Source organism: Bradyrhizobium sp. Kon58, from assembly GCF_055807455.1.
This window is the reverse complement of record NZ_JBVVOT010000017.1, coordinates 38,741-55,536: the sequence shown is the minus strand read 5'-3', so window position 1 is coordinate 55,536 and position 16,796 is coordinate 38,741. Positions and strand designations below refer to the sequence as shown.

The window sequence follows — 16,796 nt, the reverse complement described above, 5'->3', positions numbered from 1 at the left end:
GTCAAAGCTTGAGCCGGAGCCGATCGACGACTCGCCTGGCGATCTCCGCCGGCGCCTCGTCCGGATAAGGATGCACCGAGCTGACATTGATCTCGCCGAGTACATAGCTGTCGGTCCCGTCGGGAAGGACCGGGCCAAGCATGAAGTCGGCGTCCCAGATCATTGGCAGGTCATGTCGCGCAATATCCAGCAACGAGGTCAGCTCCGGCGTCCACTCGTCCTCCATCAACCGACGCAGCCGCTGGAAGCGCGGATCTGCGTTGGACGAATAAAGCCGAGGTCCGGCCCCGGAACTGGCGGCCGGCGAGTCCACCAGAGCTTTGACTTTGTGATAGCCGAAGCCGGCGCAGCGATCGCCTGCCATGTAGCAACGTACGACGCCCTCGCTCAGGCGAGGCTGGAATGGTTGGTCGATCACGCTACCGTTCTCGAAATACTCCGCGCAGCGACGGAGAAAATCATCCAGCGTCAGTTCCTCAGGCGCGTCCTTGGTGGCGTCCAGCACCTTTATCATGGAGGAGGTCGGCAGACTCTCGACCTTCCAGACGCCTTGGCCGCCATTGCCCCGGTTGCGCTTGATCACGCGCGGACCAGCGGCGAGCCGCGTCGGCAACTCGGCGCGCATCGCCTCGGCGGTTTGATATAACGTCGTGTCGCTTCCCCAGCCCATCGAGCGGGTACGATACAGTACCTCCTTGGTGCCCATCTTGAGAATGACGTCCGGATGAGCGCTGACCCACACGCCCCGTGCGGCAACGTCGCGCAGCAATGCGTCGAGACCGGCGCGATTTCGACCGTCTTGAATGGGGTTGACCCAGACGAGCACGCCGTCCACCCCGAGCAATTGTTCACGGACGTCCTCGGCGAAACTTTCATCGTAGATCGCCGGGCGCGCCTCGATACCGACGGCGGCGAGGGCTTCGAAAAGCTGTGCGAAGCGGCTGTTTTGCGCCGTCGCGTCCCGCCGCGCGGCAGCGTCGCCTCGCGAGAGGATGGCGACGGTGTGTTGGTGAGAAGGGTGTCGTTCGGTGTCCATGCGCAAGCTCCACGAATGGCGTGCTGCGCAGAGCTTGGACCGAGGCCTCACGGGGAGTCTGCTTTGTCCCCATGCAAAGGAGACTAACGAGCCCGTCCGCGAGTTTCAAGACGTGGCTGGCGCGGTTCCGCGGAGCGGTGAATTCTTCGTGACGTTCGCCGGCGGCTTTGGTGGGCCACCCGAAGCCTACGCCCGTTGACAGCTGCCGCCCTCGGGTTTTTACTTGGGGCTCGGGGATGTGCGATCTCCCCGTGAGGCGACATGCCCAAGCATCGCGTCCTGATCACCAAGGGCGCAGCATGTCATCATACATTCCCTACTTCATCCGGCAGATGGGCTTGATTTTTCGGCTCGGCTCCCGTGCCGACCGCAGCACCGCTGCGCGCGTCGATGCCCGCGCTTTGTCGCGCCTCGTGGGCGTGATGTAGGGGAAAGATCGCGAACCGGACTTCACCTGGGGCGGGTCCGTCGTCGACAGCGGCGACCGGGTCAAACAGCGAAACCAAGCCTAAGGAGTAGCGCGATGAAAAGAATCATCTGGGCCGTGGTCGGCATTGGTGTCTGTCTTCTTGCATTTCGTTTCGGCCCCTTCATCCCGGCATATGCTCAGGATGCCGACTGGCAGAAGGTGGATGAGACCCTGGGGCGCAAGCCCGCCGTCTCGGACGACGTCCGCCGTTACGGCTTTCCCCGCAGCGATCTCTCCGTGACGTTGGATGGGGTTGCGATCAAGCCGGCGCTGGCTCTTGGCGGCTGGATCGCGTTCAAGCCTGCGCATGGCGGTGCCATGGTCATGGGCGACCTCGTGCTGCTCGAGACCGAGATCAATCCCGTCATGGCGAAGATGATCGCGAGCGGACTCGAGATCACAGCCGTGCACAATCATCTGCTGCGTGCAAGCCCGGCAACGTTCTACATGCACGTCGCCGGACACGGCGACCCCGTCAAATTGGCCTCGGCGATCCATGATGGGCTTGCCGAAAGCAAGACCCCGCTGACGGTCACGGCGCCGGCGAACCCGCCGCCCGCCATCGACCTCGACACGGCGAAACTCGACCAGATCATCGGAGTGAACGGGAAAGCGAATGGCGGCGTCTACCAGTTCAACGTGAAGCGGCGCGACCCCGTCACGGAAGACGGCATGCTGCTGACCCCCGTCGCCGCAATGGGCGTTGCGATTGCCATCAATTTCCAACCGACGGGCGCAGGTAAGGCCGCCATCACGGGCGACTTCGTGCTGACGAGTGACGAGGTGAACCCGGTCATCCTGGCGCTGCTGACCCGCGGCGTCCAGGTAACGGCGCTGCACAGCCACATGCTGGACGAACAGCCGCGGCTCTTCTTCATGCACTTCTGGGCCAACGACGACGCCGTCAAGCTCGCGGAGGGCCTCCGTGCGGCACTCGACAAGACGGCGAGCACGAAGGGCTGATGCATGGACAAGCACGTGGACAAGCTCGTGGACAAGCTTGCGCTGGCATCCATGCTGGCTTTGTTCGTGGGAGGGAACGCCATGGCCGAGACCTTGAATTTCGACAACGCTGCTGCCGGAACTTCGCCCGAAGGTTGGACTTTGACGATGACCGGCAAGGGACAGCCGAAATGGACCGTCGAAGCCGAGTCCACGGCGCCAAGCCAGCCGAACGTTCTCAAGCAATCCGGACGGGCGACGTTTCCCCTCGCCATCAAGCGCGATAGCTCCATCCGCGACGGCTTCGTCGAGGTGAAATTCAAGGCCGTTGCCGGCTCCGAGGACCGCGCCGCGGGAGTCATTTGGCGTGCGAAGGATGCCGATAATTACTACGTGGTCCGGGCTAATGCGCTGGAGGACAATGTCGTTCTCTACAAGACGATCAATGGCGTCCGAACATCACTTGAGATCGTGGGTCGCAGAGGCGGCTATGGCGTCGGCGCGCCGGTGTTATCAGGGCAATGGCACGTGCTGCGCTGCGACTTTGCGGGAAGTCGGTTCAAGGTGAGCTATGACGGAAAGCAATTGTTCGAGGTGGAAGACGCCACCCTTCCGGACGCCGGCATGATCGGCCTGTGGACCAAGGCAGATAGCGTGACCCTGTTCGATGATCTGACATATGGTGAGATCAAATAGCGTTTGGTCACCCTTGCCGGAGATTGCCATGAACGTTCGATGCCTGTCGGTCGCGACGGCCCTGCTGATTGCGTCCATCTGTCCGGTACGGGCGGAGGAAGGTCTGGTCGCCTACAAATCACTCGGTCCGGAACTGGCGCTCGATCTTGCGCGCGCTGCGTTGGCGAACTGCCGCACCCGTGGATACCAAATTGCAGTTGCCGTCGTCGATCGCTTCGACGTCACGCAAGTGATGTTGCGCGACCGTTTCGCAGGCCCTCACACGCCCTCGACGGCAGCAGGCAAGGCGTGGACAGCTGCCTCGTTCAAGACCAGCACGACCGAGCTGAATGCGATCAGCCAGCCCGGCATGATGCAGGCGGGCATTCGCAACCTTCCCGGAGCGGTCGTCATCGCCGGAGGACTGATCGTCGAAGCGGGCGGCTCCCTGGTCGGAGCGGTCGGCGTGTCCGGCGCGCCGGGCGGCGACGCGGACGAAGCCTGCGCGAAAGCCGGAATTGACGCCATACGCGACAAGCTGGACTTCTGAGGCGTAAGGATCGCGGTTAAGAAGTCCGTTAGCCTTTTCGCTGGCTTGGCGGCCGTCTGATCCGCAAGGATGAACAGACGCGCCGCCTGTGCACGCTCAGGTGTGGCCGCTCATCGACAGGATATGACGATCACCGATCGTCGCGCCAACCTGAGAAGTAACACCGTCGAGCTTCCCCAACGATTGTTCTCGATAAGCCGATGTCCGCGAGAAGGCGGTCGTCCAGTTCGAGAAGCTCGTCGTATTGGCGGCGTCGTATGATGCCGTCCAGCAGCGCGAGCGTGAGTTTCCAGAACCATCCAGGGTTTGGAGAAGGAACGAAGGCTGCGTTGGATGTGCAGATTGAGCCAGTGGTGCTGTCGCAAGACATGTTTCACCTCCGTAATGGAGCGAAACAACGCTTGGCTCGAAAGCTGGTCGGGCGGTTGTGTTTGACCCGATGGCTCCTGCTATCATGCTCGTCTCTGCCGCACAAGCGATCCGCTGATCTGGAAGCTGGAGGCGATAGGCCGATCGGAGACATTACCGGCGCAATTGATCACCTCGTCGGCGGCGAACAACTGGGCGGGCAGATCAAAGCGGGCACGCGGGCTCATCGTTCGCGCCTTGGCTCGTTTGCTTTCGGTTGCACGCCAATGGCACCGGCGTTGGGGTGACGATCGTCGGCAGGCCCTCGCTGCCTCATGCCGTCGCCCCGCATCCGTCCATCAAATAGGAAAGGCTGAGTTTCATACGCGCTGGCAGCGGCCGGCTCGTGCGATCGTCCGGACGCAGCATCTTGCGCGGTGGCAGAAGTCACAGAAAGTGCCGACATTAACACGATCGCTAATCTCGACATAACGGCCTCCTTGGCGGGGAGCAGGAACGCGCACTGCGATAACTCGGTCGAAATCGTCGAGAAGGAGCTGGGCACCAAGATGGCGGCGAGACTATGCCGAGACCATGCAACCTCGAGAGGGGCCTCTTCGGCTACGCCATCCACCGAGGCAACCCTAGTTCTTCGTCAAGGGCTTGAGTGAGTGTGTACAATCGCACGGCCGCGACTTGAGACGTCTGACTTAACTTACGCGCCTTATTCGGACACCGCGAGAACGGTCAGGCCCCTGGTGCGCTTGTGGGGCGTCTCGAAGTCGATCCGCTGCCCTGGCGATAGGCCGATCAAGGCCGCTCCAACAGGCGTCAGGACCGAGATCCGATTGAGCTCAATGTTTGCCTCATGCGGATACACCAGCACGATCTCTCGGCTCGCACCCGTCTCGTCGTCGCGATAGGTCACTTTCGATCCCATCCTGATCACGCCTCGCAAGTCGTTCTCGTCCGTCACCGTGGCACGTTCCATCTCTCGAGCCAGAAAATGGGCCACTCGCGGAAACAGATCCATGCTCGAATTGGCCAAAGAACTGAGGCGCCGTGATTCGTCCTCAGTGATCTTGATCGGCGGCAACGCCGGCTGTTCTCGCCGGCTCTCGGCTTCGAAATTGCGCATTGGTCGCTCCTATGCTGCAGTTGGTCCGGGATCGTCGTCGCACGGGTTGCCTGACCGCCTCGGCCCTCTCCGGAAGAGTGGGACGACCTTTGAATCCGATGGGGTCAGGCTTTGGACCCTGACGACATTCAGACATCCGGCGACGAAGTACGGCATCTGATCGCCGACCTGCAGTCCGATCAAAGCTGTACCCAGCGGGGTCAACACCGAAATGCAGGCGGGATCCGACCAGCACTCCTCGGGCCAGACCAGTTGCACAGTACGACGCGGAACGCCCCAATTCGTGCAATGGGTGACCCATGATCCGATCGTCACGAAAGGACGGACGTTGTCCGCTTCGTCCGGGACGATATCGGCGCGGTTGATTTCGCCCATGTGGAATATCCCGTCCAAATCTCCTTTTTGGACGGAGAAGCGGGCGAGCTGTTCGAGCCGCGGATAGTCTGATGAGGTCAGTGCGATTTTTGGAAGAGGCAGCACGGCGCACTCCTTCTGCTTCAAGACGACCTATCGAGTGGAGGTCACGAAAGCTGGAAAAGAGCCCGGACGGCGCGAACACCGTCCGGCTAACCGCCTGCTTGGAGGCGGCCGGCGTGAAGACCAAAACGCGCGGTGCGCGCATCAATGTCGATGACGTAAGCCATGATGATCTGATTATAGGAGTTCATTTCCCCGGAAACATTGCGACGAAACCGCACAGCACCTGTGCACGTGAAATATCGAGAGGGGACAAAGGAACTTCGTTGAAGTGAGACGATAGTGCTTCTCCGATCATGGCAACCTGCGCTCAACCCCATAGAATGGGTGGCATCCGACTGAAGAGCGGTAGGATTGGCGAACACCGAGCGGCGAACAGAGCAACGCGCTAGCGACAGATCAGGGCTCCGACGCAAAGAACCAGCATCGTCAGGCTAAGCGCAACGGTAACGAGCGCGCGCTCGGCTTTGCTGGTCAGCTCCTCTTCGCTCACGACAACTCTCCCTGCCGCAAGGTCAACCTGCATGCCTTGACCTTGTTCCCCGCGCTAGCGGGACGCGATGCTTGGTGGCTCCGACCTGATCCATGTACATGCTGCAGGAGGAAGTGCCGCCAACGTGAACCGCTCTCTGCCGCTTGTGTGCACTAGTGCGCCGACGGAAGCTTCCACCAATATCTACGTTCCGACGTCACCGCCCGATCAGCGGCTGTTATCGGTGATGAGAACGCTGCTTGCGCTCCCGCCTCCTCCGGAACGGATCGTGCAGTGAGCCAGCGGCGCAAGTTCAATGAATCGCACGAAGAGGGGCTTGCAGAAATGGCCGCTCGTCTTCGCTCAGCCGCGGAACTGCTCCCGCCAGGGCCAGTGAGAGATGCCGCCCTCAGACGCGCACGCTGGGCCGAAACAAGCTTGTCCCTGGATCATTGGCTCAACTCGCCAGGGCTACAACCACCGACCTGAGGGGGCGCCGCGCTCCAGGCATTCAGGTCATCTTCGGTTTGAGGCACAAGCATGAAAAAACCCGCGGCGGATTGCTCCGCGCGGGTGAACTTTCGATGCTGCCATTCTGCCAGTGTTTTGCCCGACGAGTCAAAGCTGAACAGCGCGACGGGCAGGGATGTATCGGTCCGGCAAACGCCTATTTGGTGCAACAAAAATGGCTAATGATTTCAATGCCAACGCTACTGTGCATGGGGTTGTTTTTCAACTTTTTGTTTTGCGGCTTGCCGAAGCCGCGCCTCAGCGCCGTCCGCGCGGTGCTTCGGCCTTCGCCGGCGGCTCGGTCTGCGGTCCGCAACTCGCGGCCGCAAGCGAGCCTTGCGCCTGCGGCATCAGGCCGGGCTCGGGGGCGAGCGCCTTCATCACGATCAGGCCGGTCGTGCTGGGGGAATCGATGATCAGGCGGTCGGCCGCGGTGATCTCTTCGTCCTCCGGCAGCTCGTTGTGCTGCGGCTCGGTCATCAAATCGAGCTCGATCACCTTCTTGCCGGCGGAGCGATCGTTGATGGCGTAATAGGCGATCTCGTTGCGGGTGTAGAACGACACCGAGGTGTAGGCCTGGCTCACCGGCACGGTGAGCTTGATCGGCCCGTTCGACAGATCGTAGCGGCAGATCGCGAGCGCAAAGGCCGGGTCCATGAATGGCATCGGCGAGGTCTGCGGATCGGCGAGCGGAAGCTGGGTGACGGCGTTGAGCTTCGTCATCGGCGTCAGCCGCGAATAGGCGTCCTGGGTCGCGATCCGCGGCAACGCCAGCACGCTGACGAGATGGACCACGAGGCCCAGCACCACGCCGGCAACGATGGTGAACAGCAGCCGGATCATGAGCAGCCCGCCGTCGTGATGGTGGGCATCGGCGCGTCGCGCTGGGTGCGTGTGGCAACGCCGACCGGGGTGTCGTAGAGCCGCAGCATCAGCGCGTAACGCTCGATGCCGCCGGTCGGCAACCAGTTGCCGGCGCGCGAGCGCGAGGCGATGCGGATCTCGAACGAGCCGTCGGACTGCCGCACGATCTCCTGGCTGGTGAAGCCGTAGCGCTGCAGCGAATTCGGGACGAGATGACCCTTGCGGTCATAAAGCGTCAGCGTCCAGAACCGCGCCGGCGGCGTCACGCCGGAGACCACGACGTCACAGCGGCCGTCGAGCACCTTCTTCTTGTCGTCGGCGGTCGCGGTGAAGGCAACGCCGTCGCCGGTGCCGATCGGCAGCTCGCCGTTGCGCACGATGGTGGCGCGCGAATAGGGATCGACGTCGGCGGTGCCGGTGCGCGGACGCGCGGTCCACGGGCCGATGGTCAGCGCGCCGATCTCGGTGCCGCGCGTCGTCGTCATCCAGGTCGCGCCGACGCCCACAACGGTTGCGAGCAGAAGGGCCGTCAATGTGATCAGGATCAGCCGCACTTGTTTCGATCAGTTCTTGTTTCGATTAGTTCTTGCGCGGGGCGGATGCGTTCGCATTCTCTTCCGCATAGTTCTGCGGGAAGGCGAGCGCGCTCGTGGACGATGCCGGCTTGGCTTGCTTGGGATCGGTGGCGGCTGATTTGGTCGCGGTCCTGGCCGCGTCATCCAGCAGCTTCTCGACGCGCACCAACACGTCGGCGCCGCGCTTGGTCAAGACCGGCGGCGGACCGGGCTTGGTCTCCAGCACCTTCGGCGCCGCATTGGCCTGCGCGTTGGCGATCCGCTCGGGCGGCAGCTTCTGGCCCATGCCGATGCCGGCGATTTCCCGCACCTCGACGCCCTGATGCGCCGCGAGCATGATGTCGTGCCAGGTCTGCGCCGGCAGCGAGCCGCCGGTCATGCGGTTGGTCGGCGAATAGTCGTCATTGCCGTACCAGACCGCGCAGGTGAAATTGCCGGTGTAGCCGACGAACCAGGCATCGCGATACGCATTGGTCGTGCCGGTCTTGCCCGCGGTCGGAATGCCGTCGAGGGCGGCGCGGCGCGCGGTGCCTTCGCTGACGACGTGGCTCATCATGCCGGCCATGTCGGCGGCAACGGAGGCGGGAATTGCCTGGCGCGGCTTCGGCCCGTCGCGGTCCCAGCGCCAGACCGGATCGCCGGCGCCGGTGCGCACTTCCAGCACGGAATGCGGCGTCACCGCCTTGCCGCGGTTGGGGAAGGTCGCATACGCCACCGCGTGCTCGAGCACGGTGACTTCGTCCGAGCCGATCGGCAGCGACGGCGTGTCGGGCAGCGGCGCCTTGAGGCCGAAGCGGCGGGCGACCTCGACGATCTTGGCGCGGCCGATCTTGGCCGGGTTCGGCGCCTTCGGCTGCTCCTTCTGGCCGATCGCGATCGACAGCTTGACCGGCACCACGTTGATCGAACGCGTGATCGCCTGCGTCAGCGTCACCGCGCCGGAATAGGAATGGCCATAGTTCTGCGGGCACCAATTGCCGATGCAGACCGGGCCGTCGACCACGATCGAATTCGGCGTAAAGCCGTTGAGGAGCGCGGTGGTGTAGACGTAAGGCTTGAACGACGAGCCCGGCTGGCGATAGGCGTCGGTGGCGCGGTTGAACTGGCTGGCGCCGTAGTCGCGGCCGCCGACCATGGCGCGAATGCCGCCGTCGAGATCGGAGACGACGGTCGCTGCCTGGGTCGCGTGATAGTCGCGGCCGAACTGGCGCAGCTGGTTCTCGACCGCGTCCTCCGCGGCCTTCTGCACATTGGTGTCGATCGCGAGCCGGACCACGAAGACGCGCTCGGTGTAGGATTTCGGGAAGGTGTCGACCAGCTTGCGCATCTCGTCGAAGGCGTAGTCGAGATAGTAATTCGGCGACGCCTCGTAGCGGCGGTCGACCGCGAAGGCGGGATTGCGGCGGGCGCCGAACACCTGGCCCTCGGTCATGAAGCCGGCGTCGACGAGGTTGTCGAGCACGACGTTGGCGCGGGCGCGGGCGGCGGGTAGGTTGATGTGGGGCGCGTATTTGGTCGGCGCCTTGAACAGGCCGGCGAGCATCGCGGCTTCGGCGAGCGTCACGTCGCGTGCCGATTTGTTGAAGTAGAAATGCGCGGCGCCGTCGACGCCGAAGGTGCCGCCGCCCATATAGGCGCGGTCGAGATACAGCTTGAGGATCTCGTTCTTGGTCAGGCGCCATTCCAGCCAGACCGCGAGGAAGGCTTCGTTGACCTTGCGCTCGATGGTGCGCTCGTTGCTGAGGAACAGGTTCTTGGCGAGCTGCTGGGTGATCGAGGAGCCGCCCTGGCGGACGCCTCCGGCCTGGGCGTTGGTGACGAGCGCGCGCGCGGTGCCGGCGATGTCGATGCCGAAATGCTCGTAGAAGCGGCGGTCCTCGGTCGCGAGCGTCGCCTTGATCAGCACGTCCGGAAAATCTTCCAGCGGGATCGAATCGTTGTGCTTGATGCCGCGGCTGCCGATCGGGTTGCCGTAGCGGTCGAGGAAGGTCACCGCGAGATCGGACTTCTTCAGCCAGTCCTCGTCCGCGGTCTCGCGGAAGGCCGGGATGGCGAGGGTCAGCATCACAACCAGGCCGCCGAGGCCCAGCGTCGCAGCCTCCGACAGCGGTTCGATGAACACCCAGCGCTTCCAACGCCCGACATAGAAGCGGTCCATGAAGGTCGAGTAGCGCTCGTAGAGCTCGCGGATGCCCTTGGCCGAGGAGAACAGCGAGGAGTCGATGCGCGCATCGAGGTCCAGGAAGAAATTCCGGATCCGGGCCTTCCAATGCGGTGGTATGATCTGGCGCACCTAGAACCCTTGCGGCTTGGTTCGAAAGCGTTCAAGCACCCGGCCGGGGCGGCATCGAGACGTCTTGCGGGAGTGTTGCGGCAAACCCAAGGCGCCCGGCCAGCGACGGTGGGGACTTGCTGTTCCTTCTAGCCGAGCAGGGCCTATAAACCAATGGTCACGCTTGCGATTTTGAACAACAGGCCTAATTGACCCCGGTTCATTACGGGCCTCACGCGGGCGTTGCTTGCAGCCCCGCGGCCGCACGCCCTAGATGGCACCAGCCGTAGCTCTTTCGAACTTTTGTTGAGGCGCATGACCGCAGCTCCCAAACGACCTTCAGGCCAGGAAGGATTCTTCTGGAAAACCAAGACGTTGGAAGAGATGTCGGGGCCCGAATGGGAAAGCCTGTGCGACGGCTGCGGCCGCTGCTGCCTGAACAAGCTCGAGGAAGAGGGCACCGGCGACATCTACTTCACCCATGTCGGGTGCAAGCTGCTCGATGGGGTGACCTGCGGCTGCAAGGACTATGCGAATCGTTCCGACAAGGTTCCGGACTGCGTCCGCCTGACGCCGGCCAATGTCCGCACCCTGAACTGGCTGCCGCCGAGCTGTGGCTACAAGCTCGTTGCGGAAGGGCGCGACCTCTATTGGTGGCATCCGCTGGTGTCAGGCGATCCTGACACCGTGCATGAGGCCGGCGTCTCCGTGCGCGGACGGGTCGAAGGCAGCGAGGTGGAGATCCCGGACGATGAGCTCGAGAACCACATCGTGCAGTGGCCGGCGCAGCTGCCGAAACGGGCCCGCCTGAAGCGACGTCCGAAGGACTGATCCGCCTGTAAGATCGAGGTCGCGCCGGAGCGGATGCCCAGCCCCTGGCGCAGCATATTGATACAATCTGAGATTGTGATATGCTGGCGCCGTTTTACGGCTCATTTTTTTCTCTTGCCTTCTGTTTTCAGTCCCCCACCCGGGGGCGTAAATCTTTGGAGAGCCATATGGCAAAGTCGCAAAAGCAGGCGAAGAAATCTCCCGTGGTCAAAGGTCAGGCCCGGCCATTTTGTCAGAACGGCCCGAGAGTCCCGCCGCAGCTCAGTCCGGCTGTCATGGCCGACACCCTTCGCGCACGTGCGATTATCTCGAGCCGATCCAAGTGGGTGAACGGCACGGTCCTGCACTACTGCTTTTTCACCTCGGGTCACTTTGAAGTTCCCAGGCCCCAGGCGGACGCAATACGCAAGGCCTTCGCGAAATGGAAGGCGGTAGGCATCGGCCTCGAATTCCAGGAGGTCTCCCAACTCGCTGAAGCCGAAGTGCGAATTGGCTATTCAGTGCCAGACGGATCGTCGGCCTCGCAGGTTGGCAGGGACGTGCTGCAGGTATCCCAGACCGAGCCGACCACCGTGTACGGTTGGGATCTGACCTCGCAATATGGCAGCGGCACTGCGCTGCACGAACTCGGACACGTGCTTGGCATGGAGCACGAGCATCAAAACCCCTTCGCCGGCATCAAGTGGCATGACGAAGCTGTTTACAAGTCGCTGGGCGCCCCGCCCAACAAGTGGAGCCGCTCGACGACGTTTCACAACATCCTGGAGAAGCTCACCCCGCAGCAGGTACAGGGTTCAACATGGGACCCGGATTCCATCATGGAATACGAGTTTGAGCCGGGGCTGATTGCGGAGCCGAAGCCTTACGAGACCAATGGTCTGGTTCCTCCGGGGACGCTCTCCGCCGGAGACAAGCAGTGGATCCGCCGCTGGTATCCGCCGCTACAGCCGGCCTTGACGACGCTTCAGCCCTTCCATCCGGCCGTGGTCGATCTCGCCGCTGGTCAGCAGATGGACTATGCGATCAAACCCAGCGCCTCACGCAAATATACCATCGAGACCAAAGGGCCGTCTGACGCAACGCTGGTCCTGTTTGAGGAGGTGAACGGAACGCCGCGGTTTCTCGTGGGTGACGATGATAGCGGCGAGGATCGAAACGCGAAGATTTCCTACAAATTGTTCGCCGGCCGAAGCTATATCGCCCGGCTGCGACTGGTGCATCCAGGCCCCTCGGGCAAGACGGCACTGATGTTTTCCTAAAGGTGCCCTGGAACGTCGCAGGGCTGCCAGCAGCGACCGGGGTCCTGCGACTCTCACCTGGGTCCGTACGCCAATCGTCGCGATGGCCCGACTTTGGGATGCACCCATGCGCCGCGGTGCCTGCCTGGGAAGAACTTTGCTGTCTACATTGGACTGCATAGAACGAATCCTTCGCGGCGTTGCGCCGCCTCATGGCTTCCGATCGAGATGAACAAGTTCGAGCGGCAGAGCAGTTCTGCCGACACCCAGACATTGCCAGACGATATCGCCGAGGAATTGTCCCGCCTTCCGAGCGAGGTCTTGAGCGTCGATGACGCTCCTTCGCTCGCGCCGCGGGCGCCGCTATCGCAGGACGAGGTCCGCACCATCGTCATCAGCCTGATGTTGACGATGTTCCTGGCCGCACTGGACCAGACCATCGTTGCCACCGCATTGCCGACCATCGGACGCCAGTTCCACGATGTCTCCAATCTCTCCTGGGTCATCACCGCCTATCTGCTCGCGTCGACCGCGGTCGCGCCGGTGTTCGGCACGCTCAGCGACATCTACGGCCGCCGCGTCATGATCATCATCTCGCTCAGCCTGTTCGTCGCGGGCTCGGTGCTGTGCGCGATCGCGCCGAACCTGCCGATGCTGATTCTTGCACGCGGTCTCCAGGGGCTGGGTGGCGGCGGCATCATGCCGGTGGTGCAGACCGTGATCTCCGACGTCGTGAGCCCACGCGAGCGCGGCCAGTACCAAGCCTATTTCTCCAGCGTCTGGATGGTGGGCGGCATTCTCGGCCCGGTCATCGGCGGCGTGTTCGCCGAGCATCTGCACTGGTCGATGATCTTCTGGATCAATGTGCCGCTCGCGGCCGCGGCGATCGCGCTGCTGCTGCCCCGGATGAAGAAGATCCCGGTGTTCCACCGCAAGCGCAAGGTCGACTGGCTCGGCGGCGTGCTGCTGATGGCCTCCGCCGTCGTCTTCATGCTGGTGCTGACCTGGGGCGGCACGCGCTTCCCGTGGCTCTCGCCGACCGTGCTTGCGATGGTGGGCGGCGCGGTCGCACTCGCGGTCACTTTCGTGTGGCATGCGCGCCGCGCCGACGAACCGTTCCTGCCGCTACCGCTGCTCGGAGGATCGGTTGTGCCGTTCGGGCTGACGGCCGGCGGCTGCGCGCTCGGTGCGATCACGGGCCTCACCGTGCAGCTGCCGCTCTATTACGAGGCGGTCTATCACCTCAGCGCCAGCGAAGCGGGCCTTGCGCTGATTCCGCTCGCGGCGGTCTCGACCGTCGGCGCGGCCGTCGCCGGTCGCACCATGGCGCGCGCCAAGCACTACAAGCGGGTCGCCATCGTCGGAACGTCCTGGGCCGCGCTGTGCGGCCTCGCCCTCACGTTGACGACGTTGCCGCTCTGGGCACTGCTGACACTGATGGCTGCGTTTGCGCTTGGCCTCGGCACTACCTTTCCGGTCTGCGTGGTCTCGGTGCAGAATTCGGTCGCCCGTCCGCAGGTCGGCACCATCACCGGCGCCTTGAACTTCTTCCGCTCGCTGATGTCCTCGTTCACGGTCGCGGCGTTCGCGGCCATCCTGCTCATCGCCCTCGGTGCCGATGTTCCGCTCGCCGGCGAGCATCACGGCGCCGTCAACGCGATCCCCGCCGACGACATGCGGCATGCGTTCCGCTACGTTTTCGGCGCCGCCACCGCGCTGATGGCTGGCGCCGCGCTCTGCTTGATCATGATGGAGGAGCGGCCGCTGGCCGGTCCGTCCACGACGCAACCCGTCGAGATGGCGGAATAAGAACCGCTAGCCGCGGCCTCCGCCCGGAAAGCTGCTGTTTCGCGGCAATCGAATCGTGAACTCGGTGAACGCGCCGGGCTCCGTCGCGACGTCGATGGTGCCGCCGTGCTGCTTGACCACGATATCGTGGCTCATCGACAATCCAAGGCCGGTGCCTTCGCCGGCCGGCTTGGTGGTGAAGAACGGATCGAACATCTTTTCCTTCACCTCGTGCGGAATGCCGGTGCCATTGTCGCGGATGCGGATCTCGATGCTGTCGCCCCGGTCGCGTGTCGCGGCGATCACCACCGGCTCGTAATCGGCGGCGCCGTCATCCGACTTGCGCTTGGCGACCGCGTGGAAACCATTCGAGATCAGGTTTAGCAGCACCCGGGTGATCTCCTGCGGAAACACTTCCGCTTGCCCGGCCGCCGGATCGAGCTCGCGCTTCAGCGTCACGTCGAACTGTGGCTTCTCGGCGCGGGCGCCGTGATAGGCAAGGTTGAGGCTCTCCTCGACCAGTGCGTTGATGTCGCTCAGCCGATGCTCGCCGCCGCCCTCGCGGGAATGCAGCAGCATGTTCTTGACGATGGAGTCGGCGCGCCTGCCATGCTGCACGATTTTCGCGAGATTGTCCTTCAACAGTCCGGTCAGCTCGTCGACCTCGCTGCGGACGTCGTCCGCGAGCGGGACAGGCGCGAGCGCCTCGTTCAGTTCGTCCGTCAGTTCGGCGGAGAGCGATGCAAAATTGTTGACGAAGTTGAGCGGGTTCTTGATCTCGTGCGCAATGCCGGCCGTGAGCTGGCCGAGCGACGCCAGCTTCTCGGTCTGGACCAGCCGGTCTTGGGCTGCGCGCAAATCGTCGAGGGATTTGGCGAGGTCCCGGGTGCGATCCTGCACCTCGTTGAACAGGCGCGTGTTCTCGATGGCGATCACGGCCTGGTCGGCAAAGGTCTTGAGCAGGGCAATCACCTTGTCCGGGAAAGGACCGGCCTCCGGCCGCGTCACTCCGATGGTGCCGATCGCGACGCCGTCGCGCAGCATCGGGATCACGAGGATGCTGCGATAACCTCGCGTCCGCGCCAGCTCTCTCATGGCGTCCGTGAGGTCGGGCTCGTTCTGCATGTCGCTGCGGAATGCGAACTCTCCGCTTCTTGCCACCCGGCTGTGAATGCCGGACGCCGACAGCGGCGCCGGGAACGAGCTGAGCAGCTCTTCGTTGCCGGCTGCGTTGTCGGTGCTGAAGGCGGCCAGGTGCAGCAGGCCGTCGATGACGCGCGTGACGGTGGAGGAATGGCCGCCGACCAGGGACTTGGCGCTATCGGAGATCGCCTGGAACACCGGCGTCACATCCGCGGGCGAGGCCGCGATCACCTTGAGGATGTCGGCGGTCGCGGTCTGCCGTTCCAACGCCTCCCTCGTGGTATTGAACAGGCTGACATTCTTGATCGCGATCACCGCCTGGTCGGCGAAGGTCTGCAGCAGCCGCACATGATGCTCGCCGAACGCGCCGGTCGCGCGCCGCGTGGCGATGATGATTCCGATGGCCTCGCCGTCGCTCATCAAGGGTGCGAACAGCATGCTGCGGTAGCCGCGGGCGCGCGCGATGTCGCGGGCCGCCGGTTCGACCTCGGTGTCGGGCAATTGCGCCGCCGCCCCATTGGCTACGAGCCGGTAGGGCGGGAACTGCGCGAATGGCACCGGGAACGAGGCCTGCAGCACGCGATCGCCGGCCGGATCGGTCGGCGTGAACGCCGCAAGGTGCGCGGCGCCGCCGATGTAGCGCAGCACCGCCGTGGAGAAGCCGCCGATCAGCCGGTTGGCATTGGCGGCGATAGCGTCGAACACCGGCTGTACGTCGGACGGCGAGGCGGCCATCACTTTCAGAATGTCGGCGGTGGCCGTCTGGCGCTCCAGCGTCTCGCGTGTCTCGTTGAACAGGCGCGCATTCTCGATCGCGATCACCGCCTGATCGGCAAAGGTCTGGAGCAGCTGGACGAGGTCGGCTGCGAACGCGCCGGGCTCGGCGCGCGTGACGCTGATCATGCCGACCGGCGTTCCCCGGTTCATCAGCGGCATGAACAGCACGCTGCGGAAGCCGCGCAGCCGCGCGAGGTTCCGGTTCAGCTCCGGGACCTCCGCGGCTTCGCTATCTGGAAACTGGATCGTCTCGCCGCCACGCACCAGTGCGAAGGTCGGAAAGTCGGCAATCTTGCGCGGGAACGACGCCTTGAGCCCTTCGTCCGCCTCGGGGCTGGTTGGTGTGAACGCCACGAGGTGGAGCTCGTCCTCGATGAACTGAAGCACGGTGGCGGAGAAGCCGCCGAGCAAACGCCGGGAGCTGGACGCGATCGCCTCGAAAACCGGCCGGGCATCGGACGGAGAGGCTGCGATGGTGCGCAGAATCCCGGCGCTGGCGCTCTGACGATCGCGCGCAATCGCAAGCTCGCTTCGAAGCTGCGCGTTCTCGGCTGTGGCCGACTGCAACAGGCGCGCGAGTTCCTCGATGTCGTTGGAAGGGGTGGTCATTCGATTTCCGGCCTGATGCCGCGACATGCGCGGCGCCAAGGCGGATTATCACATCTCCTGCAGCCGGAGCCAGCGTCCGCGA

The 16,796-nt window shown here is 63.7% G+C and carries 16 protein-coding genes; 7 read left to right on the top strand and 9 right to left on the bottom strand.

The window, feature by feature from the left end; translation table 11 throughout:
• Nucleotide 1 precedes the first annotated feature (1 nt).
• Complete coding sequence (locus AC0L20_RS25080) at nucleotides 2–1,036, bottom strand: Cj0069 family protein (protein ID WP_473293386.1); 1,035 nt, start codon at nucleotides 1,034–1,036, stop codon at nucleotides 2–4.
• Between the two features lie 299 nt (nucleotides 1,037–1,335).
• On the opposite strand from AC0L20_RS25080, the gene AC0L20_RS25075 reads away from it, so the two are divergent.
• From AC0L20_RS25075 to AC0L20_RS25060, 4 genes are all read left to right on the top strand, one after another.
• Nucleotides 1,336–1,464 (top strand): hypothetical protein, encoded by a 129-nt coding sequence (locus AC0L20_RS25075; RefSeq protein WP_473293382.1) that lies wholly within the window; start codon nucleotides 1,336–1,338, stop codon nucleotides 1,462–1,464.
• Between the two features lie 95 nt (nucleotides 1,465–1,559).
• Entirely contained in the window at nucleotides 1,560–2,468 is a 909-nt protein-coding gene (locus tag AC0L20_RS25070; RefSeq protein WP_473293378.1) for a DUF1259 domain-containing protein, read from the top strand.
• A 27-nt stretch (nucleotides 2,469–2,495) separates the two neighbouring features.
• Nucleotides 2,496–3,143, top strand: coding sequence for a hypothetical protein (locus AC0L20_RS25065; protein WP_473293374.1), 648 nt, complete (start codon nucleotides 2,496–2,498; stop codon nucleotides 3,141–3,143).
• 28 nt (nucleotides 3,144–3,171) lie between these two features.
• Nucleotides 3,172–3,672 (top strand): GlcG/HbpS family heme-binding protein, encoded by a 501-nt coding sequence (locus AC0L20_RS25060; RefSeq protein ID WP_473293372.1) that lies wholly within the window; start codon nucleotides 3,172–3,174, stop codon nucleotides 3,670–3,672.
• A 130-nt stretch (nucleotides 3,673–3,802) separates the two neighbouring features.
• Here AC0L20_RS25060 and AC0L20_RS25055 read toward each other — a convergent pair whose 3' ends face one another.
• The 7 genes from AC0L20_RS25055 to AC0L20_RS25025 form a co-directional block, all read right to left on the bottom strand.
• Nucleotides 3,803–4,042: a YjiS-like domain-containing protein gene (locus AC0L20_RS25055; protein WP_473293369.1), complete on the bottom strand. Its 240-nt coding sequence runs from the start codon at nucleotides 4,040–4,042 to the stop codon at nucleotides 3,803–3,805.
• 82 nt (nucleotides 4,043–4,124) lie between these two features.
• Nucleotides 4,125–4,268, bottom strand: coding sequence for a hypothetical protein (locus tag AC0L20_RS25050; RefSeq protein WP_473293368.1), 144 nt, complete (start codon nucleotides 4,266–4,268; stop codon nucleotides 4,125–4,127).
• A 476-nt stretch (nucleotides 4,269–4,744) separates the two neighbouring features.
• Nucleotides 4,745–5,158 carry a nucleoside diphosphate kinase regulator gene (rnk, locus tag AC0L20_RS25045; RefSeq protein WP_473293366.1) on the bottom strand — a complete coding sequence of 138 codons (414 nt, stop codon included), beginning with the start codon at nucleotides 5,156–5,158 and terminating at the stop codon, nucleotides 4,745–4,747.
• A 9-nt stretch (nucleotides 5,159–5,167) separates the two neighbouring features.
• Nucleotides 5,168–5,659 (bottom strand): GreA/GreB family elongation factor, encoded by a 492-nt coding sequence (locus tag AC0L20_RS25040; RefSeq protein WP_473293364.1) that lies wholly within the window; start codon nucleotides 5,657–5,659, stop codon nucleotides 5,168–5,170.
• A 1,216-nt stretch (nucleotides 5,660–6,875) separates the two neighbouring features.
• On the bottom strand, nucleotides 6,876–7,460 hold the full coding sequence (locus AC0L20_RS25035; protein WP_106942444.1) for a DUF1254 domain-containing protein: 585 nt from the start codon (nucleotides 7,458–7,460) through the stop codon (nucleotides 6,876–6,878).
• Nucleotides 7,457–8,035 (bottom strand): DUF1214 domain-containing protein, encoded by a 579-nt coding sequence (locus AC0L20_RS25030; RefSeq protein WP_007593444.1) that lies wholly within the window; start codon nucleotides 8,033–8,035, stop codon nucleotides 7,457–7,459. The genes AC0L20_RS25035 and AC0L20_RS25030 overlap by 4 nt, the downstream gene beginning before the upstream one ends.
• 25 nt (nucleotides 8,036–8,060) lie before the next feature.
• Nucleotides 8,061–10,349 (bottom strand): transglycosylase domain-containing protein, encoded by a 2,289-nt coding sequence (locus AC0L20_RS25025; protein ID WP_027516951.1) that lies wholly within the window; start codon nucleotides 10,347–10,349, stop codon nucleotides 8,061–8,063.
• 294 nt (nucleotides 10,350–10,643) lie between these two features.
• On the opposite strand from AC0L20_RS25025, the gene AC0L20_RS25020 reads away from it, so the two are divergent.
• The 3 genes from AC0L20_RS25020 (at nucleotide 10,644) to AC0L20_RS25010 (ending at nucleotide 14,206) form a co-directional block, all read left to right on the top strand.
• The gene (locus AC0L20_RS25020) at nucleotides 10,644–11,159 is read left to right on the top strand and encodes a YcgN family cysteine cluster protein (protein WP_063993066.1); all 516 of its coding nucleotides are present in this window, start codon (nucleotides 10,644–10,646) and stop codon (nucleotides 11,157–11,159) included.
• 80 nt (nucleotides 11,160–11,239) lie between these two features.
• On the top strand, nucleotides 11,240–12,418 hold the full coding sequence (locus AC0L20_RS25015) for a M12 family metallopeptidase (protein ID WP_473293362.1): 1,179 nt from the start codon (nucleotides 11,240–11,242) through the stop codon (nucleotides 12,416–12,418).
• Between the two features lie 207 nt (nucleotides 12,419–12,625).
• Nucleotides 12,626–14,206, top strand: coding sequence for an MDR family MFS transporter (locus tag AC0L20_RS25010; RefSeq protein ID WP_473293360.1), 1,581 nt, complete (start codon nucleotides 12,626–12,628; stop codon nucleotides 14,204–14,206).
• Between the two features lie 6 nt (nucleotides 14,207–14,212).
• Here AC0L20_RS25010 and AC0L20_RS25005 read toward each other — a convergent pair whose 3' ends face one another.
• Nucleotides 14,213–16,714, bottom strand: a complete 2,502-nt coding sequence (locus tag AC0L20_RS25005) for a GAF domain-containing sensor histidine kinase (protein WP_473293359.1) — start codon at nucleotides 16,712–16,714, stop codon at nucleotides 14,213–14,215.
• Between the last annotated feature and the right edge of the window lie 82 nt (nucleotides 16,715–16,796).